General features: G+C 61.8%; 22 protein-coding genes and 1 pseudogene. 11 read left to right on the top strand and 12 right to left on the bottom strand.

Annotation, left to right across the window (positions count from 1 at the left end; all coding sequences use genetic code 11):
• Nucleotides 1–5 precede the first annotated feature (5 nt).
• The 7 genes from BOP93_RS11070 (at nucleotide 6) to BOP93_RS11040 (ending at nucleotide 10,653) form a co-directional block, all read left to right on the top strand.
• Entirely contained in the window at nucleotides 6–1,577 is a 1,572-nt protein-coding gene (locus BOP93_RS11070; RefSeq protein ID WP_104502634.1) for an ABC transporter ATP-binding protein, read from the top strand.
• A 108-nt stretch (nucleotides 1,578–1,685) separates the two neighbouring features.
• Entirely contained in the window at nucleotides 1,686–3,086 is a 1,401-nt protein-coding gene (locus BOP93_RS11065; protein WP_065893089.1) for a sigma-54 interaction domain-containing protein, read from the top strand.
• 284 nt (nucleotides 3,087–3,370) lie between these two features.
• Nucleotides 3,371–4,762 (top strand): GntP family permease, encoded by a 1,392-nt coding sequence (locus BOP93_RS11060; RefSeq protein WP_104502633.1) that lies wholly within the window; start codon nucleotides 3,371–3,373, stop codon nucleotides 4,760–4,762.
• 7 nt (nucleotides 4,763–4,769) lie between these two features.
• Nucleotides 4,770–5,543, top strand: a complete 774-nt coding sequence (locus BOP93_RS11055; RefSeq protein WP_104502632.1) for a 3-hydroxybutyrate dehydrogenase — start codon at nucleotides 4,770–4,772, stop codon at nucleotides 5,541–5,543.
• A gap of 158 nt (nucleotides 5,544–5,701) precedes the next feature.
• The gene (locus BOP93_RS11050) at nucleotides 5,702–7,657 is read left to right on the top strand and encodes an acetoacetate--CoA ligase (RefSeq protein ID WP_104502631.1); all 1,956 of its coding nucleotides are present in this window, start codon (nucleotides 5,702–5,704) and stop codon (nucleotides 7,655–7,657) included.
• 139 nt (nucleotides 7,658–7,796) lie between these two features.
• Complete coding sequence (locus BOP93_RS11045) at nucleotides 7,797–10,334, top strand: PAS domain-containing protein (protein WP_104502630.1); 2,538 nt, start codon at nucleotides 7,797–7,799, stop codon at nucleotides 10,332–10,334.
• Nucleotides 10,335–10,377: 43 nt separating this feature from the next.
• The gene (locus tag BOP93_RS11040) at nucleotides 10,378–10,653 is read left to right on the top strand and encodes a peptidylprolyl isomerase (protein ID WP_010564624.1); all 276 of its coding nucleotides are present in this window, start codon (nucleotides 10,378–10,380) and stop codon (nucleotides 10,651–10,653) included.
• Nucleotides 10,654–10,774: 121 nt separating this feature from the next.
• On the opposite strand, the gene BOP93_RS11035 is transcribed toward BOP93_RS11040, so the two are convergent.
• The 8 genes from BOP93_RS11035 to BOP93_RS11000 all read right to left on the bottom strand — a co-directional run bounded on the left by BOP93_RS11035 (nucleotide 10,775) and on the right by BOP93_RS11000 (nucleotide 17,364).
• On the bottom strand, nucleotides 10,775–11,680 hold the full coding sequence (locus tag BOP93_RS11035) for a sugar kinase (RefSeq protein ID WP_104502629.1): 906 nt from the start codon (nucleotides 11,678–11,680) through the stop codon (nucleotides 10,775–10,777).
• 109 nt (nucleotides 11,681–11,789) lie between these two features.
• The gene (locus BOP93_RS11030; RefSeq protein WP_104502628.1) at nucleotides 11,790–12,998 is read right to left on the bottom strand and encodes an amino acid deaminase; all 1,209 of its coding nucleotides are present in this window, start codon (nucleotides 12,996–12,998) and stop codon (nucleotides 11,790–11,792) included.
• A 9-nt stretch (nucleotides 12,999–13,007) separates the two neighbouring features.
• Entirely contained in the window at nucleotides 13,008–13,772 is a 765-nt protein-coding gene (locus BOP93_RS11025; RefSeq protein WP_065934653.1) for an IclR family transcriptional regulator, read from the bottom strand.
• A gap of 170 nt (nucleotides 13,773–13,942) precedes the next feature.
• Complete coding sequence (locus tag BOP93_RS11020) at nucleotides 13,943–14,332, bottom strand: RidA family protein (RefSeq protein ID WP_010210958.1); 390 nt, start codon at nucleotides 14,330–14,332, stop codon at nucleotides 13,943–13,945.
• Between the two features lie 15 nt (nucleotides 14,333–14,347).
• Nucleotides 14,348–15,130, bottom strand: coding sequence for an amino acid ABC transporter ATP-binding protein (locus BOP93_RS11015; protein ID WP_065893096.1), 783 nt, complete (start codon nucleotides 15,128–15,130; stop codon nucleotides 14,348–14,350).
• Nucleotides 15,127–15,789, bottom strand: a complete 663-nt coding sequence (locus BOP93_RS11010) for an amino acid ABC transporter permease (RefSeq protein ID WP_104502627.1) — start codon at nucleotides 15,787–15,789, stop codon at nucleotides 15,127–15,129. Before BOP93_RS11010 ends, BOP93_RS11015 begins: the two co-directional genes overlap by 4 nt.
• 11 nt (nucleotides 15,790–15,800) lie before the next feature.
• Entirely contained in the window at nucleotides 15,801–16,463 is a 663-nt protein-coding gene (locus tag BOP93_RS11005) for an amino acid ABC transporter permease (protein ID WP_017737242.1), read from the bottom strand.
• Nucleotides 16,464–16,515: 52 nt separating this feature from the next.
• Complete coding sequence (locus BOP93_RS11000) at nucleotides 16,516–17,364, bottom strand: transporter substrate-binding domain-containing protein (protein ID WP_065887468.1); 849 nt, start codon at nucleotides 17,362–17,364, stop codon at nucleotides 16,516–16,518.
• Between the two features lie 278 nt (nucleotides 17,365–17,642).
• Between BOP93_RS11000 and BOP93_RS10995 the strand changes: the two genes are divergently transcribed.
• Together BOP93_RS10995 and BOP93_RS10990 are read left to right on the top strand one after the other, a co-directional pair.
• The gene (locus BOP93_RS10995) at nucleotides 17,643–17,891 is read left to right on the top strand and encodes a hypothetical protein (RefSeq protein WP_065893099.1); all 249 of its coding nucleotides are present in this window, start codon (nucleotides 17,643–17,645) and stop codon (nucleotides 17,889–17,891) included.
• Nucleotides 17,892–17,964: 73 nt separating this feature from the next.
• Nucleotides 17,965–18,243 (top strand): annotated as a pseudogene (locus BOP93_RS10990) (thioredoxin family protein); the annotation flags it as partial.
• Between the two features lie 31 nt (nucleotides 18,244–18,274).
• Here the strand turns inward: BOP93_RS10990 and BOP93_RS10985 are convergent.
• Nucleotides 18,275–19,843, bottom strand: a complete 1,569-nt coding sequence (locus BOP93_RS10985) for a TerC family protein (RefSeq protein ID WP_065897792.1) — start codon at nucleotides 19,841–19,843, stop codon at nucleotides 18,275–18,277.
• Between the two features lie 388 nt (nucleotides 19,844–20,231).
• A complete protein-coding gene (sohB, locus tag BOP93_RS10980; protein ID WP_104502626.1) occupies nucleotides 20,232–21,257 on the bottom strand; it encodes a protease SohB in 1,026 nt (341 codons plus the stop codon).
• A gap of 192 nt (nucleotides 21,258–21,449) precedes the next feature.
• On the opposite strand from sohB, the gene BOP93_RS10975 reads away from it, so the two are divergent.
• Both BOP93_RS10975 and BOP93_RS10970 read left to right on the top strand, forming a co-directional pair.
• Nucleotides 21,450–22,160, top strand: coding sequence for a histidine phosphatase family protein (locus BOP93_RS10975; RefSeq protein ID WP_104502625.1), 711 nt, complete (start codon nucleotides 21,450–21,452; stop codon nucleotides 22,158–22,160).
• A 56-nt stretch (nucleotides 22,161–22,216) separates the two neighbouring features.
• Complete coding sequence (locus BOP93_RS10970) at nucleotides 22,217–22,531, top strand: SCP2 sterol-binding domain-containing protein (RefSeq protein ID WP_104502624.1); 315 nt, start codon at nucleotides 22,217–22,219, stop codon at nucleotides 22,529–22,531.
• A gap of 247 nt (nucleotides 22,532–22,778) precedes the next feature.
• Here the strand turns inward: BOP93_RS10970 and BOP93_RS10965 are convergent, their stop codons facing one another.
• Complete coding sequence (locus tag BOP93_RS10965) at nucleotides 22,779–23,408, bottom strand: hypothetical protein (protein WP_104502623.1); 630 nt, start codon at nucleotides 23,406–23,408, stop codon at nucleotides 22,779–22,781.
• 126 nt (nucleotides 23,409–23,534) lie between these two features.
• Nucleotides 23,535–26,171 carry an MGH1-like glycoside hydrolase domain-containing protein gene (locus BOP93_RS10960; protein WP_104502622.1) on the bottom strand — a complete coding sequence of 879 codons (2,637 nt, stop codon included), beginning with the start codon at nucleotides 26,169–26,171 and terminating at the stop codon, nucleotides 23,535–23,537.
• Nucleotides 26,172–26,212 lie beyond the last annotated feature (41 nt).

Raw genomic sequence — 26,212 nt, 5'->3', positions numbered from 1 at the left:
CGCGTATGAACCTGATTGAAATCCGTGACCTGTGCGTAGCGTTCGGCGACCAGACCGTGGTGCGCAAGGTGAGCCTGGACGTACGCCCAGGCGAATGCCTGGCGCTGGTGGGCGAGTCGGGCTCGGGCAAATCCGTGACCGCCCATTCGATCCTGCAATTGCTGCCCGAAACCGGTGCGCACAGCACAGGCTCGGTGAAGTACCGCGGCCAGGAACTGATGGGCGCGTCACCTGCGGCCCTGCAAAAGCTGCGCGGCAACCGCATTGCCATGATCTTCCAGGAGCCGATGACCTCGCTGAACCCTCTGCACACGGTCGAAAAGCAGATCGGCGAGACCCTGCTGTTGCACAAGGGCCTGGGCGGCAAGGCGGCGCAGGCGCGCATCCTCGAACTGCTCGACCTGGTGGGGATTCAGAAGCCCCGGGAACGGCTCAAGGCCTATCCCCATCAACTCTCCGGCGGCCAGCGCCAGCGGGTGATGATCGCCATGGCCCTGGCCTGCGAGCCGGAGCTGCTGATTGCCGACGAACCCACCACCGCGCTGGACGTGACCGTGCAGCGCAAGATCCTGCTGTTGCTCAAGTCCCTGCAGCAACGCCTGGGCATGTCACTGCTGCTGATCAGCCATGACCTCAACCTGGTGCGCAGCGTTGCCCAGCGGGTGTGCGTGATGCGCGCCGGGGAGATCGTCGAGCAGGCCGATTGCCAGACGCTGTTCACGTCGCCTCAACATCCTTACAGCCGCCTGCTGCTGGACGCCGAACCGTCCGGCGATGTGTTGTGCAGTGATGAGCGCGAGACGGTCTTGCAGGTCGATGACCTGACCGTGCAGTTTCGCCTCGGCGGCGGGTTGTTTCGGCCCAAGACCTACCTGCGCGCGGTGGACGGCATCAGCCTGAGCGTGCAACGGGGCAAGACCCTGGGGATTGTCGGCGAGTCCGGCTCGGGCAAGTCCACCCTCGGCCAGGCGATTCTGCGCTTGCTGGACTCCAGCGGCAGCATCCGCTTCCAGGGCCAGGCCCTCGACCCGCTCAACCATCAGCAGATGCGGCCGTGGCGCAAGCAGATGCAGGTGGTGTTCCAGGACCCCTATGGCAGCCTCAGCCCACGCATTTCGGTGCAGCAGATCATCAGCGAAGGCCTGGAAGTGCATGCCCCGTGCAGCCTCGACGCGCGCGAAGCGCAGGTGATTCAGGTGCTCAAGGATGTAGGCCTGGACCCCGCCAGCCGCCATCGCTACCCCCATGAGTTTTCCGGCGGCCAGCGGCAACGTATCGCCATTGCGCGTGCGCTGGTGCTCAAGCCGGCGCTGATGCTGCTGGATGAACCCACCTCGGCACTGGACCGTACGGTGCAAAAACAAGTGGTGGCCTTGCTGCGCGAACTGCAGGAGAAATACGGCCTGACTTACCTGTTCATCAGCCATGACCTGGCGGTGGTGCGTGCGATGGCCCACGATATGATCGTGGTCAAGGACGGCAAGGTGGTGGAGCGCGGCGCCAGTCATGATGTCTTTGAGTCGCCGCAACACCCCTACACCAAAGAATTGCTGGCCGCTGCCCACATCCCCCTGTAGGAGCGAGCTTGCTCGCGAAGAAATTGAATGCTCCAGATTCCTCCAGAAGCGCCGCATTATCGTTGACGACCTTCGCGAGCAAGCTCGCTCCTACAGGATCCCGTACCCATGAGTACCAGCCTCAAGGATTACCAACAGGTTCGTGGCCTGGCCATCCAGTCGCTGTTCGAGATCATCGAGCAGTCCAGCGAAGGCACGGTGATTGTCGATCGCGACGCGAATATCGTCTGGATGAACGAACGCTACGCCAGGCGTTTCGGGCTGCAGAGCGCCGAGCAGGCCATCGGCCAACCCTGCGAGCAGGTGATTTCCAATAGCCTGTTGCGCCAGGTGGTGCGCAATGACCGGCCGATCCTGCTGGATATCCAGGACACGCCCAAGGGCCCGCTGGTGGTGATGCGCCTGCCGATCCACGACGAAGCGGGCGCGGTGATCGGTGCGATCGGGTTTGCGTTGTTCGATGAGCTGCGCAACCTGTCGCCGCTGATCGAGCGCTACCTGAGCCTGCAGCAGGAGCTGGCGTCCACACGTTCGCTGTTGCGCTCGCGACAAAGCAAATACAACTTCGCGCACTTTATCGGCACCAGCGCCGCCAGCCTTGACGTCAAGCGCCGCGCACGACGCAGTGCGAGCGCCGAATCGCCGGTGCTGCTGCTCGGTGAAACCGGCACCGGCAAGGAACTGCTCGCCCAGGCCATACACGGCGCGTCGCCTCGCGCCCATAAAGCGTTCGTCAGCATCAACAGCGCGGCGATTCCCCACGATCTGCTCGAAGCCGAGTTTTTCGGCACCGCGCCGGGGGCGTTTACCGGCGCCGACCGCAAGGGCCGGCCGGGCAAGTTCCAGATCGCCCAGGGTGGCACGCTGTTTCTGGATGAGATCGGCGATATGCCGATGCCCCTGCAAAGCAAGTTACTGCGGGTGCTGCAGGAAAAGGAATTCGAGCCGGTGGGTTCCAACGAGATGTTGCACAGCGATGTGCGGGTGATTGCCGCCACCTCCATGGACCTGGAGGCGGCGATCAAGCGTGGCGAATTCCGCGCAGACCTGTATTACCGCCTCAATGTCCTGCCGATCCAGGTACCGCCGTTGCGTGAACGGCTGGAGGACATCCCCGCGCTGAGCGAGGCGATTCTGGAAGAACTGCGCAGCCGCCACGAGTTGAGCCCTGAAGCGCTGACACTGTTGGCCCGGCACGCCTGGCCGGGCAATATCCGCGAGCTGCGCAATGTGCTCGAGCGGGCGGCGTTGTTGAGTGATGACCTGGTGTTGAGCGCCGGGGAAATTCGTGCGGCGATTGGTACGTTCAGCCCGGTGGCACGCGGTGCGGTGGCCACGGTTGAGGGTGAGACGTTTGCGGCGGCGCGGGCGCGGTTCGACCGACAGTTGATCGGTGAGGCCTTGCAGGCGTGCGCGGGGAATGTGGTGGAGGCCGCCAAGCGGTTGGGGCTGGGGCGGTCGACGCTGTACAAGAAAATGATCGCCCTCGGACTAACTCAGTCTCCCTGAAGAGACAGCGCTCTCAATATAAAGACAACCCAATGTGGGAGGGGGCTTGCCCCCGATAGCAGTCTGTCAGCTAGAGCACATACAACTGACACACCGCCATCGGGGGCAAGCCCCCTCCCACATTTGAGCTGTGTTTGTCTCACTATTGAGACACTCTCCGAAAATTCAACGTGAAATCCAATAAATAACCTTTTATTTCAACACGTTAAATACTTGGCACACATCTCGCTATACCTTCCCCAAAGCCCCACCCCACAACAATAACAATCCGATGGAGACACACCATGAGTGTGATCATTGCCCTGGCAGCCCTGGCGCTGCTGATGCTGGCTGCCTACCGTGGCTACAGCGTCATCCTGTTTGCCCCGATCGCCGCCCTCGGCGCGGTGTTGCTCACCGACCCGTCCGCTGTCGCCCCGGCCTTTACCGGGGTGTTCATGGAGAAGATGGTCGGCTTTATCAAACTGTATTTCCCGGTGTTCCTGCTCGGTGCGGTGTTCGGCAAGCTGATCGAGCTGTCAGGCTTTTCGCGCTCGATTGTCGCCGCTGCCATTCGTGTGCTCGGCACGCGCCAGGCGATGCTGGTGATCGTTTTGGTCTGCGCCCTGCTCACCTACGGCGGTGTGTCACTGTTCGTGGTGGTGTTTGCGGTGTACCCGTTTGCCGCGGAGATGTTCCGCCAGAGCAATATCCCCAAGCGCCTTATCCCGGCCACCATCGCCCTCGGTGCGTTTTCGTTCACCATGGACGCCCTGCCCGGCACGCCGCAGATCCAGAACATCATCCCCAGCACCTTCTTCAACACCACCGCCTGGGCGGCGCCGTGGCTCGGGCTGATCGGCACGATCTTCGTGTTCTGCGCCGGCATGCTGTACCTCGCACGCCAGCGCAACAAGGCCCAGCGCGCAGGTGAAGGCTATGGCACCGAGCTGCGCAACGAACCGGAAACCGCCGAAAACCTGACCCTGCCCAACCCCTGGGTCGCGCTGTCGCCGCTGATTCTGGTGGGAGTGATGAACCTGCTGTTCACCCACTGGATCCCGCAGTGGTACGGCAAGACCCACAGCCTCAGCCTGCCCGGCATGAGCACCCCGGTGACCACCGACATCGCCAAGCTCACGGCGATCTGGGCAGTGCAGGCGGCGTTGCTGGTGGGGATTATCGTGGTGCTGGTGTTCGGCTTCGCGGCGATCAAGAACAAGCTGGCCGACGGCAGTAAAAGTGCGGTCAGCGGTGCGCTGCTCGCCGCCATGAACACCGCGTCGGAATACGGCTTTGGTGCGGTGATCGCCTCGTTGCCGGGCTTTCTGGTGTTGGCGGACTGGCTCAAGGGCATCCCCAACCCGCTGGTCAACGAAGCTATTACCGTGACCTTGCTCGCGGGGATCACCGGGTCTGCGTCCGGCGGCATGAGCATCGCCCTGGCAGCCATGTCCGAAAGCTTTATTTCAGCGGCCCATGCGGCCAATATCCCCCTTGAAGTGCTGCACCGGGTCGCGGCCATGGCCAGCGGCGGCATGGACACCCTGCCCCACAACGGCGCGGTGATCACGCTGCTGGCGGTGACCGGGCTGACTCACCGCGAAGCCTACAAGGACATTTTCGGCATCACGATCATCAAGACCCTCGCGGTGTTCGTGGTGATCGGTACTTTCTACGCCACCGGCATTGTGTGAGGTTTTCATGACGACATTGAACGGCAAGACGGCCCTGGTCACCGGCTCCACCAGCGGCATCGGCCTGGGCATTGCCCTGAGCCTGGCCAAGGCCGGCGCCAACCTGATCCTCAACGGCTTCGGCGACGCCAGCGCGGTGATCGCCCAAGTGCAGGCGTTTGGCGGCAAGGTCGGGCATCACCCGGCGGATGTCAGCGACCCGGCGCAGATCGCCGAGATGCTGGCCTATGCCGAGCGTGAGTTCGGCGGCGTCGACATTCTGGTCAATAACGCCGGCATCCAGCACGTGGCGGCGGTGGAAGACTTTCCGGTGGAGCGTTGGGACGCGATCATCGCCATCAACCTGTCATCGGTGTTCCACGCCACCCGCCTGAGCCTGCCGGGCATGAAGGCCAGGGGCTGGGGACGCATCGTCAACATTGCCTCGGTGCATGGTCAGGTAGGCTCGGTGGGCAAGGCGGCCTATGTGGCGGCCAAGCATGGGGTCATCGGCCTGACCAAAGTCGTCGGCCTGGAAACCGCCACCAGCAACGTGACGTGCAATGCCATTTGCCCAGGTTGGGTGCTGACCCCGCTGGTGCAGAAGCAGATTGATGATCGCGTGGCCAGTGGGGTGCAGCCGCAGCAGGCGCAGCAGGATCTGCTGGCGGAGAAGCAGCCGTCGCTGGAGTTTGTGACGCCGTCGCAGTTGGGCGAGTTGGTGCTGTTTTTATGCAGCGAAGCAGGCGCTCAGGTGCGGGGTGCGGCGTGGAATATCGATGGCGGCTGGCTGGCCCAATAACCCCAGACAGTGGAGATTAATGTGGGAGGGGCTTGCCCCCGATGGCAGTGGATCAGTATCACATGTGCCAGCTGAACCACCGCCATCGGGGGCAAGCCCCCTCCCACACTGGAACTCCATTGCTTGGAAGAACGTGCATAAGAACAAGAGATCTCGCTATGTCCGACATCCTCTGGCAACCCTCCCCCGAACGCATCGCCACCACGCGCATGGACCAGTTCCGACGTTTCATCAATGCTCGCCACGACATACAGCTCAGCGACTACCCCGCCCTGCACCAATGGAGCATCGACCAGCGCGCGGACTTCTGGCAGGCCATCGTGGCGTTCTTTGACGTGCACTTTCGCAGCCCGCCCAGCGCCACGCTGATTGAAGGCGATGAAATGCCCAGCGCCCAATGGTTTCCCGGCTCGACGTTGAACTTTGCAGAGCACTTGCTGCGCCGTCGCGACGATCACCCTGCCGTGGTTGCCATCAGCGAAGACGGCCAGCGCGAACAACTGAGCTACGCCGAGCTGGCCGCCCACGTCGCCGGCCTGCAAAACAGCCTGCGCGCGGCCGGGGTCGGCCTCGGTGACCGGGTGGCCGCGTGCATGCCCAACACCTGGCAAACCCTGGTCGGCATGCTCGCCACCACCAGTCTCGGGGCGATCTGGTCGTGCTCCTCACCGGACTTCGGCACCCAAGGCGTCATCGACCGATTCGGTCAGATCGAACCCAAGGTGCTGATCACCTGCGCCGGTTATCGCTATGCCGGCAAGACCCTCGACCAGAGCGCCAAGCTCAATGAAATCCTCGCGCGGCTGCCGTCCCTGGAGCAACTGATCATCGTGCCCTACGCCCGCCCGCAGGCGCAGGTCGGCGACTACCTCACCCAGGCTCGGGTCAGGCTGTGGGACGACGTCTACCAGGCCGGCGGCGAGCCCGGGTTTGTCGCGGTGCCGTTCGATCATCCGCTGTATATCCTCTATTCCAGCGGTACTACCGGCGTGCCCAAGTGCATCATTCACGGCACTGGCGGCGTGTTGCTCACCCACCTCAAGGAACACGGCCTGCACGCCGACCTGTCCCGTGAGGACTGCCTGTTCTACTACACCACCTGCGGCTGGATGATGTGGAACTGGCTGGTGTCGGTGCTGGCGATTGGCGCTACGGCGGTGCTGTATGACGGCTCTCCGTTCCACCCCGGCCCCGAGCGCTTGATCGACCTGATCGATGCGGAAAACATCACTGTGTTCGGTACCAGCCCCAAGTTCCTCGTCACCCTGGAGAAAGCCGGGCTGCAGCCACGCCTGAGTCACCAGCTGAGCAGCCTCAAGGGCCTGATTTCCACCGGGTCGCCGTTGTCGCCCCAGAGCTACGACTATGTGTACCGCGAGATCAAGGGCGAGCTGTGCCTGTCGTCCATGTCCGGCGGCACCGATATCGTCTCCTGCTTCGTGATCGGCAACCCGGTGCTGCCGGTGCGTCGTGGCGAAATGCAGTGCAAGAGCCTGGGGATGGCCATTGAAGTGTGGGACGACCAGGGCCAGCCGCTGCTCGGCGAAAAAGGCGAACTGGTGTGTACCCGGCACTTTCCGGCCATGCCCATCGGGCTGTGGAACGATCCACAGCAGCACAAACTGCGCGCGTCGTATTTCAGCCAGTTCCCCGGCGTGTGGGCCCAGGGCGACTATGCCGAGCAACGTCCCAATGGCAGCCTGCTGATCCACGGTCGCTCCGACGCAGTGCTCAACCCTGGCGGCGTGCGCATCGGCACCGCCGAGATCTATCGCCAGGTGGAAAAAGTCCCCCAGGTACTGGAAAGCCTCGCCATCTGCCAGCGCTGGCAGGACGATGTGCGCGTGGTGCTGTTTGTGCGCCTTGACCACGGTGTGCAACTGGATGAGGCGCTGGAGCAGCAGATTCGCCAGGTGATCCGTGCCAATACCACGCCGCGCCATGTGCCGGCGAAGATCCTCGCGGTCACGGACATCCCCCGCACCATCAGCGGCAAGATCGTCGAACTGGCGGTGCGCAACGTCGTGCACGGTGAGCCGGTGAAAAACACCGATGCGCTGGCCAACCCCCAGGCGCTCGAGCAATTTCGCGACCGCCCTGAGCTGGCGGGATAGATGAAAGGTTTCAGCGCTGATGCGGCGTTTTTGAAAAAATCCGAAAATGCATGCTATTTTCCGAGGTAGCCACCCGTGGTTCTCTCTAGGGATAATAGGTGTTGTCTTTTTTTCAAAGCGTCAAGCGCAGGGCTTTTTCATGAATGGAACATCCACCGGTAGCGAGGCCGCTGCACTGATCGAGCGGCTGGACTGGGCGCAAAGCCCCCTCGGTGAGGCCAATGACTGGCCGCAAAGTCTGCGCACCGCCGTGGATATCGTGGTGCATTCGCCCATGCCGATGCTGCTGCTCTGGGGCGAGCAACTCATCCAGCTCTACAACGATGGCTTCGCCCTGCTGGCCGGCAACAAGCACCCCGACGCCCTCGGCCAGCCGGTACACACCACCTGGCCGGAACTGCAGGGCTTTGCCGCGCCGATCTACGACGCGGTGCTCGGTGGCCAGGTGCGGACCTTCAGCGAGCAATGTTTCGTGCTGCAGCGCAACCAGCGCGACACTGAAATCTGGCTCGACCTGACCTACAGCCCGGTGCGCGATGAAAGCGGCCGCGTGGCCGGCATCCTGGTCACCGCCATCGAAACCAACGAGCGGCGCAGCAAAACCCTCGAACTGCAGCAGCGTTCCGAAGACAGCCTCAAGGCCCAGCACAGCACCGAGCAGCGCCTGCAGCTGGCACTGGCGGCGACCGACGCGGTGGGCACCTGGGACTGGGACATCGGCGAAGACCGCTTTATCGCCGACGCGCATTTCGCTCACTTGCATGGCGTCGACCCGAATGACGCCGGCCTGTTGCCCATCAGCGCCTACCTGCTCGGGGTGCACCCCGAAGACCGTGGCACGGTCACGCGCAGCATCAAGCACTGCATCACCCACGGCACCGAATACGCCGAGGAATACCGCCTGCAGCAAGCCGACGGGCAGGTGCGCTGGGTGTTTGCCCGGGGCCGCTGCTACAAGGACCCGCACGGACGGCCGGCGCGGTTCCTTGGCGCCGCGCTCGACCTCACCGAGCGCAAGCACACCGAACAGGCGCTGCGTCAAAGCCAGACCGAGCTGCAACTGATCATCAACGCCATGCCGGTGTTGATCGGCTACGTCGACCACGAGCAGCGCTTTCGCCTGAACAACAGTGCCTACCTCGACTGGTACGGCCAAACGCCGCAAGAGCTGTACGGCAAGACCATCCGCGAAGTCATCGGCGACGACGTCTACGCCGGACGCGCCGACAAGATCGCCGCCGCGCTCAACGGCAAGGCGTGCAGTTTCATGACCGTCACGCCGCACCGCGACGGGCGCGCGCGCCATGCCTTGATGAAGTACCTGCCGCGCTTCAGCAACGACGGCTCGGTGAACGGTTTCTACATCTTTGTGATCGATGAGACCGAACGCAAGCTTACCGAAGAAGCCCTGCGCCATCTCAATGAGAACCTCGAAGAACGCGTGGCCCAGCGCACCCAGGCACTGGCCGAGGCCAACCAGCGGCTGCAGAATGAGATGTTCGAACGCGAACGGGCCGAAGACGCCTTGCGCCACGCGCAGAAAATGGAAGCGGTGGGCCAGCTCACGGGCGGTATCGCCCACGACTTCAACAATATGCTCACCGGTATCATCGGCAGCCTGGACCTGATGCAACGCTACATTGCCGACGGCCGCAGCGAGGACATCGGCCGCTTTGCCGATGCCGCCGTGACGTCCGCCCACCGCGCCGCCGCCCTTACCCACCGGCTGCTGGCGTTCTCACGGCGCCAATCGCTGGACCGACGCCCCACCGACCCCAACCAGCTGGTGGCGTCCCTGGAGGATCTCTTTCGCCGCACCAAGGGCGCGCATATCACCCTCAACGTGCAGCTTGGCAAAGACATCTGGCCGGTGAACACCGACGCCAGCCAACTGGAAAATGCCCTGCTCAACCTGGTGATCAACGCCCGCGACGCCATGCCCGACGGCGGCGAACTGCTGATCGAAACCGCCAACAGCTATCTGGATGGCACCGATATCACCACCCTGGAGCCGGTCAAGGCCGGCGACTATGTGATGCTCGGGGTGCGCGACAACGGCAGCGGCATGGCGCCGAAAATCCTCGCCAAGGCCTTCGACCCGTTCTTCACCACCAAACCCATCGGCCAAGGCACCGGCCTGGGCTTGTCGATGATCTACGGCTTCGCCCAACAGTCCGGGGGCCATGTGACTATCCAGAGCGAGCCCGGCCAGGGCACGTGCGTGCGCCTGTACCTGCCACGTCTGCATGGCACCGCGCTGGAAAGCAGCCTGCCGGCCAGCCTGGGCGAAGCCCCGGTGGCCCTGGCCGGGGAAGCCGTGGTGGTGGTCGAGGACGACCCGGCGGTGCGCATGCTGGTGGTCAACGTACTCGACGAACTGGGCTATACCGCTCACCAGGCGGCGGATGCCCGGGCCGCGCTGCCGCTGCTGGAGTCGGACCTGCGCGTGGATTTACTGGTGACCGACGTCGGCCTGCCGGGCATGAACGGCAGGCAACTGGCGGAAATCGCCCGCCAGCATCGTCCGGGCCTGCGCGTGCTGTTTATGACCGGTTATGCCGAGAAAGCCGCTGAACGCCAGGGCTTCCTGGAGGACGGCATGGACATGGTGGCCAAGCCATTTTCCATCGACCTGCTGGCCACCAAAATCCGCAGCATGATCGGCGTCGAGGCCTGAGTTCAGGCATAATCGCGCGCCGTCGCACACCTGGTAGAGATCAATGAAAGCCCAAGCCCGCCATATCCTGGTGAAGACCAGCGAAGAAGCCGAACAGCTCAAGCAGCGCATTGCCAAGGGCGAAGCGTTTGACGTGCTGGCCAAGAAATACTCCACCTGCCCGTCGGGCAAGCGTGGCGGTGATCTGGGAGAGGTGCGGCCCGGGCAGATGGTAGGGGTGATCGATGCGGTGATCTTCAAGAAGCCGGTGAAGGTGGTGCATGGGCCGATCAAGAGCAAGTTTGGCTATCATCTGGTGCAGGTGTTTTATCGGGATTGAGGGGGTTGGCTTTACACCGCTATCGGGGGCAAGCCCCCTCCCACAGTTAACCGCGTTTTAGCTGGAAGAATGCAGTCGAATGTGGGAGGGGGCTTGCCCCCGATCCGCTACAGGCGGCCACTCACCTCGGTATCAGCGCCCCCGGCACCTGAATCACCCGACTCGCCAGCCGATGCCCCGCCAACGCCGCCGCTTGCGGCGACCCACCCTTGAGCCGCCCGGCCAGGTACGCCGCACTGAACGAATCCCCCGCCGCCGTGGTGTCCACCACCTTCTCAACCTTCAATGCCGGCACGGCAAAACGCTCCCCCGCGCAACGAATCAAACACGCATCCGCCCCGCGCTTGAGCACCACCTCGGCAATCGCTGGATAGGCTGCAAACACCTGCTCGCTGTCCTCATAGCCAAACAGCGCGCGCTCGTCATCCTCGGTCAACAAGGCGATATCCACTTCGGCCAACACCTTGCGATAAGCCTCACGCGCCGCGTCCACATCGGCCCATAGCCGTGGCCGGTAGTTGTTATCGAACACCACCTTGCCGCCCCGGCGGCGGGTTTGTACCAGGGTGTCCAGCAAGCGTGCGCGCCCAACCTCACCCAGCACCGCCAGGGTGATGCCGCTGAAATACACCAGGTCATACTCCGGCAACGCCGCCAGGATCGGCTCGGCCGCAGGCGTGGTAAAGCAATCGCGCACGGCCGCTTCGTTGCGCCAGTAGAGAAACTTGCGCTCGCCATTGGCATCGGTCTGGATGCAATACAAGCCCGGCAGGCGTCCGGGCAGGCGCTGGACCATGCCCAGGCCAATGCCCTCGGCTTGCCACTGCGCGCACATTGAGTCGCTGAAGCTGTCATCGCCCAGGGCGGTGACGTAGTCGACGCTGCCGATATCGCCCAGTTCGCGGCGCAGGTACACGGCGGTGTTCAGGGTATCGCCGCCGAAGCTCTGGTGCAGGCTGCCATCGGCGCGCTGTTGCAGTTCGATCATGCATTCGCCGATAAGGGCGATGCGCGGTTGAGTGGTCATGGCTGATTTCTCGGTGGGGCTGATGGCCTCATCGGGGGCAAGCCCCCTCCCACATTTGGAATGCATTCCCCTGTGGGAGGGGGCTTGCCCCCGATAGGCGCGACTCGGTCTAGAAGCAGGTACGCAGGGTCTCGATCACCCGCAGTTGCTCATCCACCAGGCAACCCACCTGCCACTTGTCGAAGGTCAGGCATGGATGGGACGTACCCAACGAAATGATGTCGCCAATGCGCAGTTCAATCCCCGGCGCCACGGTCATGAACGCATGCTGGTCCATCACGGCGGTCACCTGGCACGCGCTCACATCATCGCCCTCGGCCGGCACGATGCCGGCCTTGTAGCGCTTGAGCGGCACCGGCAGACCGGCGTCGTAGGCCACGTCGCGCTTGCCCAGGGCAATCACCGCAAAGCCGGGTTCGGGCAACGATTGCACATGGGCCCAGACTTCCAGCGCCGGGCGCAGGCCTTCGTCGAGGTCGCTGCGACGGTCCAGCACACAGCATTGCGCTTGCTTGTAGATGCCATGGTCGTGGGCCACGTAGCTGCCGGGACGCAGTACGCTGAGGAAGCGCCCGGCGGCATTCTGTTGCTCGAAGGATTCGGCGATCAGGTCATACCAGGCCGAACCCGACGCGGTGACGATTGGCTTGGGCAAATCAAAGTAGCCGTTGTCTTGCAGGTCCACCGCCAGGCGCAACAGGCTCGCAGCGAAGTTACGGATGCCACTGATGGCGTGCTCGCCGTGGATTACGCCTTCGTAGCCCTCGATACCGGTCAGGGCCAGCGCAGGCTGGGCCTTGATCGCCTTGGCTAGCTCGCGCACTTCGTGCTCGCTGCGGCAGCCGCATCGACCACCGACCACGCCGTACTCGATCATCACGTTCAGGCGCAGGCCGCGGGCGGCGAAGAACAGGCCCAGGTCCGCGACGTTGTCCGGATGATCGACCATGCAATGGAAGTCGAAATCCTTGTCGGCCAGCAGGTCAGCAATCAACGCCATGTTCGGCGCGCCCACCAACTGATTGGCCATCAGCACACGGCGCACGCCACCGGCATAGGCGGCGCGGGTCTGCACGGCGTTGGCCAGGGTGATGCCCCAGGCTCCGGCAGTGATCTGACGCTGGAACAAGGCGGGCATCATGCTGGTCTTGCCGTGGGGCGCCAACTGCGCGCCGCTGTTGCTGACAAAGTCCTGCATCCAGCGGATGTTGTGCTCCAGGGCTTCGCGGTGCAGCACCAGGGCCGGCAGGCTCACGTCGCGGACCAGATGGGCGCCAATGGCGGCGGCGCCCTTTTCAACGGCATTGAAGGCAGACATGGGAAATTCCTATTCGGTGATGCGCCGGGCCAGGCTGTTGGCGCTGTCGATCAGCACCCGGCGATAATCGTGGTAGTTTTTGCTCGCATCGGCCCGAGGGGCAACGATGCACAGCGTCGCGATGCTGATGCCCTGAGAATCGCGCACCGGGGCGGCAAAGCAGTGGGTAAAGGTGTCGGCCACGCTGTCGAAGGAGAAGAACCCGTCGAGGGTGGCCTGGCGGATCTGTGCCAGGAAGGTCTCCAGGGGCAGGCGCAGGCCATCCGGCAGGATGAAATCGTCGGGGTCGATCAGGTCGATGATCTGCCGGTCGCTCAAATGCCCCAGCAACAGGCGCCCGGAAGCGGTCCAGGGGATCGGCGCGTTTTCACCGATATCCGACGAAATTCGAAAATGCCGCTGGCCTTCGCGCATCAGCGCCACGGTGTACTTGCGCCCGTTGAGCAGGCACATCTGCGCGGTTTCATGGGTCTGGCTGACGATTTCCTGCAAGGCGTGGTCGGCCTCGCGCGTCAGGTCGAAGTGGCGCAGGTGCGCCTGGCCGAGAAAATACAGCTGGCGTCCGAGGTAGACGTGACCGTCCTTGCCCACGGTTTCCAGGATGCGCCGTTCGAGCAGTGAGGCGACCAATTCATAGACCGTGGACTTGGGGCTGCCGATGCCGCTGGCGATATCATTCGGGCGCAGCGGCTGGCCGACTTCCTTGAGAAAATCGAGGATATCGAACGCACGGTCCAGGCCCTTGGCGCGGCGCTTGATGGTGTCTTCGGTCATGGCGGTTCCGGTCCGGTCGAAGTTGTTGTGTACGACAAAGTTCTCCTGTGGGAGGGGGCTTGCCCCCGATAGCGGTGTATCAGTAACAGATGTATGGACTGACACACTGCAATCGGGGGCAAGCCCCCTCCCACATTTGATCTTCAGTGGGCTTTAAGAATGGGGCCAATTTAGCCCTTTTTCTTGTAGGCCACGCAATCGATCTCAACCTTGCAATCGACCATCATGTTCGCCTGCACACAGGCCCGCGCGGGGGCGTGTTCCGGGGTGAAGTATTCGCCGAACACCTTGTTGAAACTCCAGAAGTCCCGCGGGTCTTCCAGCCACACGCCGACACGCACCACGTCTTTCAATTCGTAGCCGGCCTCTTCAAGGATCGCCACCACGTTGCGCATGGTCTGGCGGGTTTGCTCGATGATCCCGCCAGTGATGATTTCGCCGTCCACCGCAGGCACCTGGCCTGAGACGTACAACCAGCCGTCCGCTTCCACTGCGCGGGCAAAAGGACGTGGCTGGCCGCCGCCGGCTGTACTGCCGGCACCGTAACGAGTAATGCTCATAAAATAGCTCCTTGATTAAAAACGAATGTTCTTGAGAAATTCCGCCAGTCGCGGCGACTGCGGGCGTTCGAAAATATCCTTGGCGCTGCCCTGCTCTTCAATGCGCCCCTGGTTCATGAACACGATCTTGTCCGACACTTCATAGGCAAAGCGCATTTCGTGGGTGACCAGCAACATGGTCATGCCCTCCTCCGCCAGTCCCTTGATCACGCTGAGCACTTCGCCTACCAGCTCCGGGTCGAGGGCCGAGGTCACTTCGTCGAACAGCATCAGGCTGGGGTTCATGGCAATCGCCCGCGCAATCGCCACGCGCTGTTGCTGGCCGCCGGACAACTGACCGGGGAAGTGATTGCGACGCTCCAGAAGTCCCACGCGGTCGAGCCATTTTTCCGCGAGCGACACGGCCTCGTCCTTAGGCATTTTCTTAACTTTCAACAAGCCCAGAGTCACGTTCTGCAAGGCGGTCAAATGCGGGAACAGGTTGAACTGCTGGAACGCCATGCCGGTCATGGCGCGGTGCTGGGCGATCACGCGCTCGGGATGGCGCACGCGCTTGCCGGCCACGTCGCTGTAGCCGATGGACTCGCCGTCCAGGGTTATCTGCCCGCCCTGGAATTCTTCCAGCAGGTTAACGCAACGCAACAGGGTGGTCTTGCCCGAACCGCTGGAGCCGATCAGGGTCACCACGTTGCCGCGCTGCAGGCTCAGGTCGACACCCTTGAGCACTTCCACTGCCCCGTATTGCTTGCGCAGGCCACGAATATTCAGCAGCGGTTCGGTTGTTTGAAGTTGATTCATGGCAAGGCCACCCGCTTTTCAATGTAGCGCCCGAATATTTCAATGGCGTAGTTGATGACAAAGAACATAAAGCCTGCGAACAGGTAGAACTCCAGGGTCATGAAGGTGCGTGCGATGACTTGCTGGGTGCTCAGCAGCAACTCGGCCACGCCGATGACCGAGAGCAGGGTCGAGGCCTTGACGATTTCCGTGGAGGAATTGACCCAGGTCGGCAGGATCTGCCGCAGCGCCTGGGGCAACAGCACGTAGCCCAGGGACTGGTAGAACGTCAGGCCAATCGCCTTGCCCGCTTCCAGTTGCCCACGGGGAATGGCCTGCAGCGCACCGCGCACGATTTCCGCGACGTGGGAGCCACAGAACAGCGTGAGCCCGACGGCGCCGGCCTGGAACGCGCTGATCTGCCAACCGAGCGCCGGCAGCATGTAGAAACACGCCAACACCAGCACAAACACCGGCGTGCCGCGAATCAGGTCGACATACAGACGAAACGGCGCACGCATCCAGAACTTGCCGTAAGTGAGCACCATCCCGGCGCAGATACCGATCAGGGTGCCGAACAGAATCGCCAGCGCCGAGCAATAGATACTGGTCTGAAACCCTGCCCACAGCGTCTCCCGGGCAATCCACAATTCATGCAGCCAACTGGGGGATTCGTACATGGAAACCCTCCTTAACGACGGATCGCCAGACGCTGTTCCAGGTAACGGAGCAGCATGGCAATGAGGTAACAGGCAGCCACGTAGAGCGCGGTCGTGACCAGCCAGGTTTCAATCACCCGGTAGCTTTCGACGTTGATCTTGCGGGCGTAATAGGTCAGCTCCGGCACCGCAATCGCAGCGGCCAGGGAGGTGTCCTTGAACAGCGAGATAAAGTTGTTCGACAGCGCCGGCAGCACGTTGCGCAGCATCACCGGCACGGTGATATAGGCGCGGATACGCCACTCACCCAGGCCGATCGCCAAGCCGGCTTCGCGCAGGCCCTTGGGAATGTTCAACAGCCCGGCGCGGAATACTTCGGTCAGATAGGCTCCGGCATACAGCGACAGGGTAATGATGAACGACGGAATTTTATCCAGGCGAATCCCCAGCGACGGCAACGCGAAATAGATCAACAGGATCAACACCAGGATCGGCGTGTTGCGCACCACCGTCACGTACACCGAAGCGAAGATGCGCAACGCGCGGTGCCTGGAGAGCATGGCAAACGCCATCAGCAGGCCGATCACGCAGCCGATCGCGATCGACAGCAAGGCCAACTGCAGACCCAGGCCGAGGCCCGCCAGCAAGGTGTCGAAATCACGCCATACGGCGGCAAAGTTCAACTGATAGTTCATGGTCGGCACTACCTGAATGGGGCGCCATCACGCGCGCCCCGATTGTTGCGGATCACTTGAATTCCACGGGAAAACCAATCGCCGGCTCCGGCAGGTCAACGCCGAACCATTGCTTGAACGAGGCCTTGTAGGTAGGGAATTCGACGCCGGTCATGGCTTCATGCAGCGCGGTATTGACGAAGTTCAGCCAGTCCTGATCGCCACGCTTGACCGCACACGCGTAGGTCTGCGGGCTCCAGGCGTAGGTCGGGCTGCGATAGCGACCAGGGTTTTGCACCATCAGGTATTTGACCGAGGACTGGTCGGTGGCGGCGGCATCGGCGCGACCGGAATTCACGGCCTGGTACATCAGGTCGACGCTGTCGTACTGGTCGACCTTGGCCTTGGGCAGCGCCTGGTGCACCAATTCCTCGGCATACACGTTCTGCAGCACGGCCACGGTGACGCCATCGCCCGCCGCCTGCAGGTCTTCGATTTCCTTGTACTTGCTGGTGTTCGGCAGCAGCAGGCCGACGCCTTCGCGGTAGTACGGCAGGGTGAAGGCCACTTGCTGCGCACGGCTGGCGGTGACGGTGATGAACTGGCAACTCATGTCGACCTTGTCGGTCAGCAGGTTGGGAATCCGCGCGTCGGACGACTGCACCACGAACTCGACCTTGCTCGGGTCATTGAACAGGCCCTTGGCGACGATGCGGCCAATGTCGATATCGAACCCCTGCAACTTGCCATCCGCTCCCTGGAAGTGCCACGGCGCGTTGGTACTGCCTGTACCCACGATCAGGTGCCCACGTTTGAGCACATTGTCGAGTTTGCTGTCCGCCGCCTGCGCGAGGCTGGCAACGCACGCCGAGGCGGCGAAGAGAAAAACACACGCTTTGAACACGGAAGGTCGGTGATGCATGACAAGCACTCCAGGAGATGTGTATTCCGCTATACCGGAACTTGGTATGTAACAACGGAATAGACAGCAGAAAGTGTGCCATATGCTTTCAGGGAAACATACGCACGAGGGAAATTGTTTATGGATCAGCAGGATAGAGATTGAAGAACGGAGCGGCGTTGCGCCATCACCCCATCAGGCTGCTACCGGTTGCCCCACAACGGTGTTACTGCGCACCAACTGCGCACCGTTGGGCTAACCTGTAGAGCGAGCAAGCCCCTACATGGAGGAACCCCCGGATGAAATTGAGCCTTGGCCTGTTAATGCTGTGCTATCTGGTGGCCGGCAACGCGCTGGCGAGCAACGACCGCCGCGATTGCAAGGAACAACTGCGCAAACTCAAGGAAGCCTTCGACACCAACTACACCAGCCAGAATCACCATGCCTACCGCGAGGCCAAGGCATCCCGTGACAATGAGGAATACCGAAAATGCGCCAGCCAGGCGCGCAAGGCCCGGGAGCGGCTGGAGCGCCAGCCCGACCTGTGAAGGTTGACAGTAGACGGGGCTGAATCAACGGCCTAGCGTTGGCAACAACCAACGCCGTCGACAGGAGATCACCATGGGCGCCGCCACGCGAACGATATCCAGTGCCAAGGACTTCCAGCGCGTACTGAATACACCGCGCCCCGTGTTCATTCTGTTCGTCTCGGAGCACTGCCCGGCCTGCGCCAGTGCAGCCCCGTTGTTCGAAAAAGTCGCCTGGCGCCATCCGTGGATAGTCAGCATGGTGCTCGATTGCGCCCATACCCCGAGGCACCCTGACGTCACGGGCACTCCCACGCTGTTGATCTACGAACATGGCGCCAGGGTGGAGCTGCACAAGGGGTTCGGCCCCGTGGAGCAACAACAGCAGTATGTGAACAGCCTGTTCAGTCGCTTTGACCGGAGCAAGGCTGCAAGACCACCTGCGTCACCCGACGCTCTTCAACCGCGGCCACCGTCAATCGCCAGCCTTGATGTTCCAGACTATCGCCTACCACCGGCAGACGATCGAGCAGGCTCATCAGCAGGCCAGCCAGTGTCTGATAATCCTCGGTAGCCACGGCCTTGAAGCCGGTGCGCTGACCGACCTGGCTCAGGTTCAAGGCGCCACTGGCACGAAAACCGTCGCCTTCCTCGACGATATCCGGACCCTCGATTTCACTGGCGTCCGGCAATTCACCGGCGATGGACTCCAGGATGTCGGTCATGCTTAACACCCCCATAAAATCGCCGAATTCGTTGATCACAAAGGCGATGTGCGTGGATTCCTGACGCATCTGTTCCAGGGCGTTGAGGATCGAAAAGCTCTCCAGCAGGTTGATCGCACGGCGCGCCAGATGCGCAAGATTCGGCTCGTTGCCGGCCAGGTATTCCTTGAGCAATTCCTTTTTGTGCACGAAACCCAAGGGCTCATCCACCGCGCCGTTACGGATCAACGGCAGCCGCGAGTAGGACGAGTGCATCAGTTTCAGGCGGATGCTCTCGGGATCGTCCGCCAGATCGATACAGTCGACCTTGGCCCGTGGCGTCATCAGCGTGCGGATCGGGCGTTCAGCCAGTTGCAGCACACCACTGATCATCACGCGCTCGCGTCGATCGAACAACGGACCTTGCGCAGCATCCGACGCGTCCAGCAGGTCGGCCACCTCTTCACCGACCTCCTCCACCGCCAGGCCGCGACCGCCGAGCAGGCGCATCACCGCGTGGGCGGTGCGCTCACGCACCGGCAATACGCCTTGCGCCGACTTCTTGCGCCGCGAACGGGCGATCTGGTTGAACACTTCAATCAGAATCGAGAAGCCGATCGCCGCATAGAGGTAGCCTTTGGGGATATGAAAGCCCAGGCCTTCGGCAGTCAGCGCGAAGCCGATCATCATCAAAAAGCCCAGGCACAGCATGATCACCGTCGGGTGGGCGTTGACGAAGCGGGTCAGCGGTTTGCTCGCCACGATCATCAGGCCGATGGACACGATCACCGCGATCATCATCACCGCCAGCTCATCGACCATGCCCACGGCGGTAATCACCGCATCCAGGGAGAACACCGCATCGAGCACCACGATCTGCGCCACGATCGGCCAGAACATCGCATACGCCACGTTACCTTTGTGCTGGGCCACATGCCCTTCCAGACGCTCATGCAGCTCCATGGTGGCCTTGAACAACAGGAACACACCGCCAAACAGCATGATCAGGTCACGTCCGGAGAAGCTCTTGTCGAACACCTCGAACAGTGGCTGGGTCAGCGTCACCAACCAGGAAATGCTCGCCAGCAGGCCCAGGCGCATCAGCAAGGCGAGGGACAAACCGATCAGCCGCGCACGGTCGCGCTGCTCCGGCGGCAGCTTGTCCGCCAGGATCGCAATAAACACCAGGTTGTCGATGCCCAGCACCAGTTCCAGCACAATCAAGGTCGCCAGGCCGAGCCACGCCGTTGGATCCGCTAACCATTCCATCTATGGGTTCTCTGTATTCAGATTGTTCAGAATGCCGGACACGGCAAAGCGCGGTCATTGGACCGGGACAAGGTTAGTCGACGAAATACGGGGTGTTTGAGCGGGAACAACGACAGCGGGTGTCTTGGGGAAAGACGACTGGGGGGCTCCGAGAGGGCGTTCATGCAAATCCTGAAATAACAAAAGGACTTGAATCCTACAGCCCAAACACAAAATTCCCACAGAGCAAAACTATTACAAAACCTGTCGTTTCTCACCTATACAAACCCAATATGGGACGGGGCTTGCTCCCGATAGCAGGGTGTCAGTCAACAGAAAGCTGGCTGATACACCGCTATCGGGAGCAAGCCCCTCCCACATTGGGTTCACTGGTGTTTTCAGAAGCGGGTTACCAGAACCGTTGCTGGGTCAACCGGCTCCACCAGGTCAGCAACACCCGATCCACCGAACCGCTGGCCGCCAGCCCTACACGCTCCTGCAAGCTCTTACGCTCGGCATAGTGCAGATGGAACACTTCGGCGGTTTTGGCTTTGGTGGCCAGATACTCGTCGCTGGTCTGCAGTTCGTCGACCAATTGCTTGTCGAGGGCGGCAACACCCAACCACACTTCCCCGGTGGCGACCTCGTCAATCGCCAACTGCGGGCGATAACGCGAGACGAAGTTCTTGAACAGCTGGTGCGTGATATCCAGGTCTTCCTGAAACTTTTCGCGGCCCTTTTCGGTGTTTTCGCCAAACACCGTGAGGGTGCGTTTGTATTCGCCGGCGGTCAGCACTTCGAAGTCGATATCGTGCTTTTTCAACAGGCGGTTGACGTTGGGCAACTGCGCAACCACGCCGATGGAACCGAGGATGGCGAATGGGGCACTGATAATCTTTTCACCAATACACGCCATCATGTAGCCGCCGCTGGCCGCAACCTTGTCGATGCACACGGTCAGCGGCACGCCCGCCTGACGAATACGCGCCAGTTGCGACGACGCCAGGCCGTAGCTGTGCACCATGCCGCCGCCACTTTCCAGGCGCAGCACCACTTCATCCTTGGAAGTTGCCAGACTCAGCAGTGCGGTGATTTCATGGCGCAGGCTTTCGGTGGCCGAGGCCTTGATGTCACCGTCGAAATCCAGCACGAACACCCGTGGCTTGGCCTCAGGCTTGCTCTTGCCCTGCTTTTTTTCGGCCTTGCTTTCGGATTTGCGCAGGGCCTTGAGCTGGTCCTTGTCGAGCAGGGTCGATTCCAGGCGCTCGCGCAGGCTTTTGTAGAAATCGTTCAGCTTGCTGACCTGCAACTGGCCGGCGGCTTTACGACGCCCTTTGCTGCGCAGGGCCGCGAAGCTGATCAGCACCACCAGAATAGCGACCACCAGAGTGACAGTCTTCGCCAGAAAGCTCGCGTATTCGGCCAAAAAATCCATATGTCTCCTTAAGAATGCACTGCGCCGGGCGCGGATGGCCCAGCATACCGGCGCCAATGCCTGCGGACCAGTGCCCAAACCGCCACCAGCGCACCTCTAACGAGCTTTTAAAACAAGCGTATGTTTTTTCATTGACAGCTCGCGGGCATCCTCATAACCTCGCCAGACTTTCAACGTACCGGGAAAACGGACGTGGGCAGCATCTACCTGATTCGACATGGCCAGGCCTCCTTCGGTGCAGACGACTATGACGTCCTGTCGCCCGTCGGCGTGGAACAGGCCCAGATACTCGGTCGCCACCTGGCCGACCTGGGGCTGACATTCGATCGCTGCCTGTCGGGTGATCTGCGCCGTCAGCAGCACACTGCCACCGCCGCGTTCGATCAATACAGCGCCCTCGGCCTGCCGGTGCCGCCCCTGGAAATCGACAGCGCGTTCAACGAATTCGACGGCGAGGCGATCATTCGCGGCCTGCTCCCCGATCTCCTTGGCGCCGAACCCAACGCCATGCACATCCTGCGCAATGGCGCGCAGAACCGCAGCGAATTCCAGCGCATCTTCGCCCTGATTATCGAGCGCTGGCTGGCCGGCACCTACGACCCACCGGGGCTGGAAAGCTGGCAGGGGTTTGTCGAGCGTGTCGAGGCCGGCTTGCAGCGCATCCTTGAAGCAGCCGACAACGCCCACAGGATCGCAGTGTTCACCTCTGGCGGCACCATCACCGCCCTGCTCCACCTGATTACCCGAATGCCGGTCGCCCAGGCGTTCGAACTGAACTGGCAAATTGTCAACACCTCGCTCAACCAGCTCAAATTCCGTGGTCGCGAGGTGGCGCTGGCTTCCTTCAACAGTCATGCCCACTTGCAGCTGTTGAAGGCGCCGCAGTTGATCACTTTCCGATGAACTGCGGCCAACCGTGACCCCAAGGTCACTGGACTCTACCCTTAAGGATCGAAACCATGACTGACGTAGCTAAAGCCGTAGAAGCAATGAAAGCCAAATTCAACCCAAGCGCTGCCGAAGGCTTGGACCTGGTATTCGGTTTCCGTATCGACGACACCAAGAATTTCTCGCTGGTGGTCAAGGACAAGACCTGCGAACTGCAGGAAGGCGAAAACCCGGACGCCCAAGTGACCCTGGTCATGGACAGCGAAACCCTGAAAGGCATCGTCGACGGTTCCACCGACGGCATGCAGGCCTTCATGGGCGGCAAACTGCGCACCGAAGGCGACATGATGCTGGCGATGAAGCTGAGCGAGCTGTTCCCGGCCTGATAACGCCGCGCTCAAAAAAATCCCGCCTTCCGGCGTAATGTCGTTCAGTTAAGGCTTTTTGTAGGAGCGAGGGGGGCGCCTAGCTCTTGCTCGCGAAAAACCACAGGCGTCGCGTTCAATCAGGAAACACGCGTTATCGTTGACGTTTTTCGCGAGCAAGCTCGCTCCTACAGAGGGCGATGTACGCTTAACCGAACAGCATCCCGCCTTCCGGCGGGATTTTTCATTTCTGGCCCAAGCCTCGTTATCAACGCCCAGCAGCGGCTTCGACTTTTTTAAACTGCGCCACTTCTTCTGGCGAACCCGGGTTGCCGTATTCATTGAGGAACCGCCAATGGCCCGGTCTCATCTTGAATTCGCCGCTCTCCACGTCCCGGCCAACCGTCACCATGTATTGATTGCGACCTACCCGCACATAGACTTTATAAAAGTCCACAGGTTGATCTTCAGCCATAAAAAGACTGTACGCGTACCGCGCACGACGAGTCAGGTCGGGCCACTGCTGCTCCAATACAGTGCTATCGCGTCCGGAATTACCCATGGCATCGATTGCGTCTACGCTTGCCTGAACCAACGCATCATTTTCATCAATGCCCAGAACCAAAGGTTTGATCCGGGTCATTTTGCGTTTCTCGTCGGCTTCTGCACCCATCTCCTTTTCGTCATCCGTCAGCGTCACTGCGTCAAGACGGTACATGCCGTTCTTAACCCATTTAGTCGCATCGGTCGCAAAGCCGACATCGCATGCCAGGCACATTGCCCTCAGCTCCTGTGCACCGGCGCTGCCAACCGGCAGGCAGGCGAGCAACGCAGCGGCGCTGACCAGCAATGCGCCCAGCAGGTTGGCAGGGCTTGAAACGATGGCAAGGTTTGCCATGATCTACATCCTTGTAAGGGTAAGGCCGGCGAATCTACCTGATTCAAGCCTTTTGGTGGCGGGATTTTTTGCCTGCATTGTCGCAAGCAATGCAGCTCCCACAGAAAAGCGAGTCAGTGGTACGGCTTAGCTTTTCGGCTGCAGCAACAACGCCACCAACGCACTCCACCCCGTCTGATGCGACGCCCCCAGGCCACGCCCGGTTTCGCCGTGGAAATACTCATGGAACAACACCAGATCGCGACTGGCCGGGTCCGCTTCCAATTGCGCATACCCCGCCATCGAAGGACGCAGGCCGTTTTCATCGCGTAGAAACAAGCGCGTGAGGCGCTGGCCGAGGCTGTTTGCCACTTCCTCAAGGGACGCCAGATAACCGCTGCCCGTGGGGTACTCCACCGAGAAATTATCCGCGTAGTAGCGGTGAAACTCGCGCAGCGATTCGATCAGCATGTAGTTCACCGGCATCCACAACGGCCCGCGCCAGTTGGAGTTGCCGCCGTACAGGCGTGAGTCGGATTCGCCGGGCTGGTAGCTGGCGCACAGGGTGTCGCCATTCATCTTCAGCGCCAGGGGTTGCTCGGCGAAGGCCTTGGACAAGGAGCGCACCCCAAAGGCCGACAGGAACTCATTGTCATCCAGCATGCGGCGCAGCAAGTCCTTGGTGCGCTCGCCCCGCAGCAACGCCAACAGCAGACGATTGCCCTGCCCCGGCTCGTTCCAGCGCGAGACCAGTTTGGCCAGGTCCGGCCGATGACGCATGAAGCCCAGCAGCCGTTCGCGCAATCCATCCAGGCCTTCATGTTCGCGCTGCTCCAGCACCAGCACGGCAAACAACGGCATCAGCCCGACGATGGAGCGCAGGCGCACCGGTTCGCTCTGGCCGTCGGGACGGTGCAGTACGTCGTAGAAGAACAGGTCCTGCTCATCCCACAGGCCTTCGGCGCTGTCGTCGACGCGATTGATGGCGCCGGCGATATAGAGGAAATGCTCGAAGAACTTCACCGCAATGTCCACGTACACGACATTGCGCTTGGCCAGCTCCAGCCCGATGCGCATCAGGTCCAGGGCGTAGGCCGCGACCCAGGCGGTGCCGTCGGCCTGATCCAACTGGTAGCCCGCCGGCAACGCGGCCGAGCGGTCGAACAAGGCAATATTGTCCAGCCCCAGGAAACCACCCTGGAACAGGTTGCGGCCCTCGGCGTCCTTGCGGTTGACCCACCAGGAAAAGTTCAGCAGCAGCTTGTGGAAGATCCGCTCCAGAAAATCCAGGTCGCCGACACCGGTCAACGCCTTGTCCTGCTGATACACGCGCCAACTGGCCCAGGCATGCACGGGCGGGTTGGCATCGTCGAAGCGCCACTCATACGCCGGCAATTGGCCGTTGGGGTGCATGAAGCGGTCCTTTACCAGCAGTAACAGCTGTTGCTTGGCGTAGCCCGGATCGATCAGCGCCATCGCCACCGCCTGGAAGCCCTGGTCCCACGAGGCGTACCACGGGTACTCCCAGGTATCGGGCATGGAGAGGATGTCGAAGTTGGACAGGTGCCGCCAATGGGTATTGCGGTTATGCAGGCGCTCGGGCGGCGGCGCAGGCTGGGCCGGATCACCGTCGAGCCACTGGTTGACGTCGAAATAGTACAGCTGCTTGGACCACAACAAACCGGCCAGGGCCTGGCGCTGCACATTGCGTGCATCGTCATCGGCGATGCCTTGCTGCAGCGCCGCGTAAAAGTCGTCCGCCTCCTGGCGCCGCTGTTCGAACAGTTTGCGCGCGTTGACCTCGGGCGCGCCGGCAGGGGCGAAGCGCAGGTACAGGATTTTGCGTTCCTGCCCCGCCAGCTCCAGGCAGAATCGCGCGGCAACCTTGGTGCCTGCGTCCCGGCGAATCGCGCCTTGAACGCCGCCCACCACGTAGTCGTTGATGCCGTCCTTGAATGGCCCCGGCGCCGACGGCCCACCCAGCCTGGTGACATTGGTCTGGTTTTCGCAGAACAGCCATTCCACACCGTCCTGGCCCCAGGCGCTGAGCTGTCGATCATCCAGTTCATGGTGGCGGGCCAGCACGCGGTCGCCGTCCAGGCTCAAGCCGGGCCTGGGTGCGTCGAAGGTCCAGCTCCAGTCATTACGTGCCCATAGCTGGGGCAGCACCTGCAGGCGCGTGGGTTGTTCCGAACGGTTGTGCACGGTGATGCGCATGAAAATATCATCGGGTTGATGCTTGGCGTACTCAACGCTGACGTCGCAGTAGCGGTTGTCGTCGAACACACCGGTATCGAGGATTTCATACTCGGTGTCATCCAGCCCGCGACGGGCGTTTTCGGCGATCAGGTCGGCGTAGGGAAACGCCCCATGGGGATATTTGTAGAGCATGCGCATGTAGGCATGGCTCGGCACGCCATCGACGAAAAAGTACAGTTCCTTGACGTCTTCACCGTGATTGCCCTCGGCATTGTCGAGGCCGAACAGGCGTTCCTTGAGGATCGCGTCGCGCTCGTTCCACAGCGCCAGGCCCAGGCACCAGCGTTGCGCCTTGTCGCTGAAACCGGCCAGGCCATCCTCGCCCCAACGGTAGGCGCGGCTGCGTGCATGTTCATGGGGGAAATAGGCCCAGGCGTCGCCGTCGGCGCTGTAGTCCTCGCGCACGGTGCCCCATTGGCGTTCACTCAGGTACGGTCCCCACTCGCGCCAGCGCTCGGCATCCGCTGTCGCCAGGCGCTGGCCTTCGAGGGTGGCGAGAATCGGGTGTGTGGGTGTGGCCGTCATTGAGTCCTCCATCGCCTGCCGGGTGAGCAGCAGTGTAGAAC

This window comes from Pseudomonas orientalis, assembly GCF_002934065.1.
Taxonomy (GTDB): domain Bacteria; phylum Pseudomonadota; class Gammaproteobacteria; order Pseudomonadales; family Pseudomonadaceae; genus Aquipseudomonas; species Aquipseudomonas orientalis_A.
The sequence above is the reverse complement of the archived record's forward strand: the minus strand, read 5'-3'. Positions and strand labels throughout refer to the sequence as shown.

Coding starts and splice junctions, on each gene's coding strand:
- BOP93_RS11025 (WP_065934653.1), bottom strand. CDS start 13,772: ATGACCGAAGACACCATCAAGCGCCGCGCCAAGGGCCTGGACCGTGCG.
- BOP93_RS11015 (WP_065893096.1), bottom strand. CDS start 15,130: ATGAATCAACTTCAAACAACCGAACCGCTGCTGAATATTCGTGGCCTG.
- BOP93_RS11045 (WP_104502630.1), top strand. CDS start 7,797: ATGAATGGAACATCCACCGGTAGCGAGGCCGCTGCACTGATCGAGCGG.
- BOP93_RS11010 (WP_104502627.1), bottom strand. CDS start 15,789: ATGTACGAATCCCCCAGTTGGCTGCATGAATTGTGGATTGCCCGGGAG.
- BOP93_RS11070 (WP_104502634.1), top strand. CDS start 6: ATGAACCTGATTGAAATCCGTGACCTGTGCGTAGCGTTCGGCGACCAG.
- BOP93_RS11000 (WP_065887468.1), bottom strand. CDS start 17,364: ATGCATCACCGACCTTCCGTGTTCAAAGCGTGTGTTTTTCTCTTCGCC.
- BOP93_RS11035 (WP_104502629.1), bottom strand. CDS start 11,680: ATGACCACTCAACCGCGCATCGCCCTTATCGGCGAATGCATGATCGAA.
- BOP93_RS10960 (WP_104502622.1), bottom strand. CDS start 26,171: ATGACGGCCACACCCACACACCCGATTCTCGCCACCCTCGAAGGCCAG.
- BOP93_RS10995 (WP_065893099.1), top strand. CDS start 17,643: ATGAAATTGAGCCTTGGCCTGTTAATGCTGTGCTATCTGGTGGCCGGC.
- BOP93_RS11030 (WP_104502628.1), bottom strand. CDS start 12,998: ATGTCTGCCTTCAATGCCGTTGAAAAGGGCGCCGCCGCCATTGGCGCC.
- BOP93_RS11005 (WP_017737242.1), bottom strand. CDS start 16,463: ATGAACTATCAGTTGAACTTTGCCGCCGTATGGCGTGATTTCGACACC.
- BOP93_RS10965 (WP_104502623.1), bottom strand. CDS start 23,408: ATGGCAAACCTTGCCATCGTTTCAAGCCCTGCCAACCTGCTGGGCGCA.
- BOP93_RS11065 (WP_065893089.1), top strand. CDS start 1,686: ATGAGTACCAGCCTCAAGGATTACCAACAGGTTCGTGGCCTGGCCATC.
- sohB (WP_104502626.1), bottom strand. CDS start 21,257: ATGGATTTTTTGGCCGAATACGCGAGCTTTCTGGCGAAGACTGTCACT.
- BOP93_RS11055 (WP_104502632.1), top strand. CDS start 4,770: ATGACGACATTGAACGGCAAGACGGCCCTGGTCACCGGCTCCACCAGC.
- BOP93_RS11020 (WP_010210958.1), bottom strand. CDS start 14,332: ATGAGCATTACTCGTTACGGTGCCGGCAGTACAGCCGGCGGCGGCCAG.
- BOP93_RS11040 (WP_010564624.1), top strand. CDS start 10,378: ATGAAAGCCCAAGCCCGCCATATCCTGGTGAAGACCAGCGAAGAAGCC.
- BOP93_RS10985 (WP_065897792.1), bottom strand. CDS start 19,843: ATGGAATGGTTAGCGGATCCAACGGCGTGGCTCGGCCTGGCGACCTTG.
- BOP93_RS10970 (WP_104502624.1), top strand. CDS start 22,217: ATGACTGACGTAGCTAAAGCCGTAGAAGCAATGAAAGCCAAATTCAAC.
- BOP93_RS11060 (WP_104502633.1), top strand. CDS start 3,371: ATGAGTGTGATCATTGCCCTGGCAGCCCTGGCGCTGCTGATGCTGGCT.
- BOP93_RS11050 (WP_104502631.1), top strand. CDS start 5,702: ATGTCCGACATCCTCTGGCAACCCTCCCCCGAACGCATCGCCACCACG.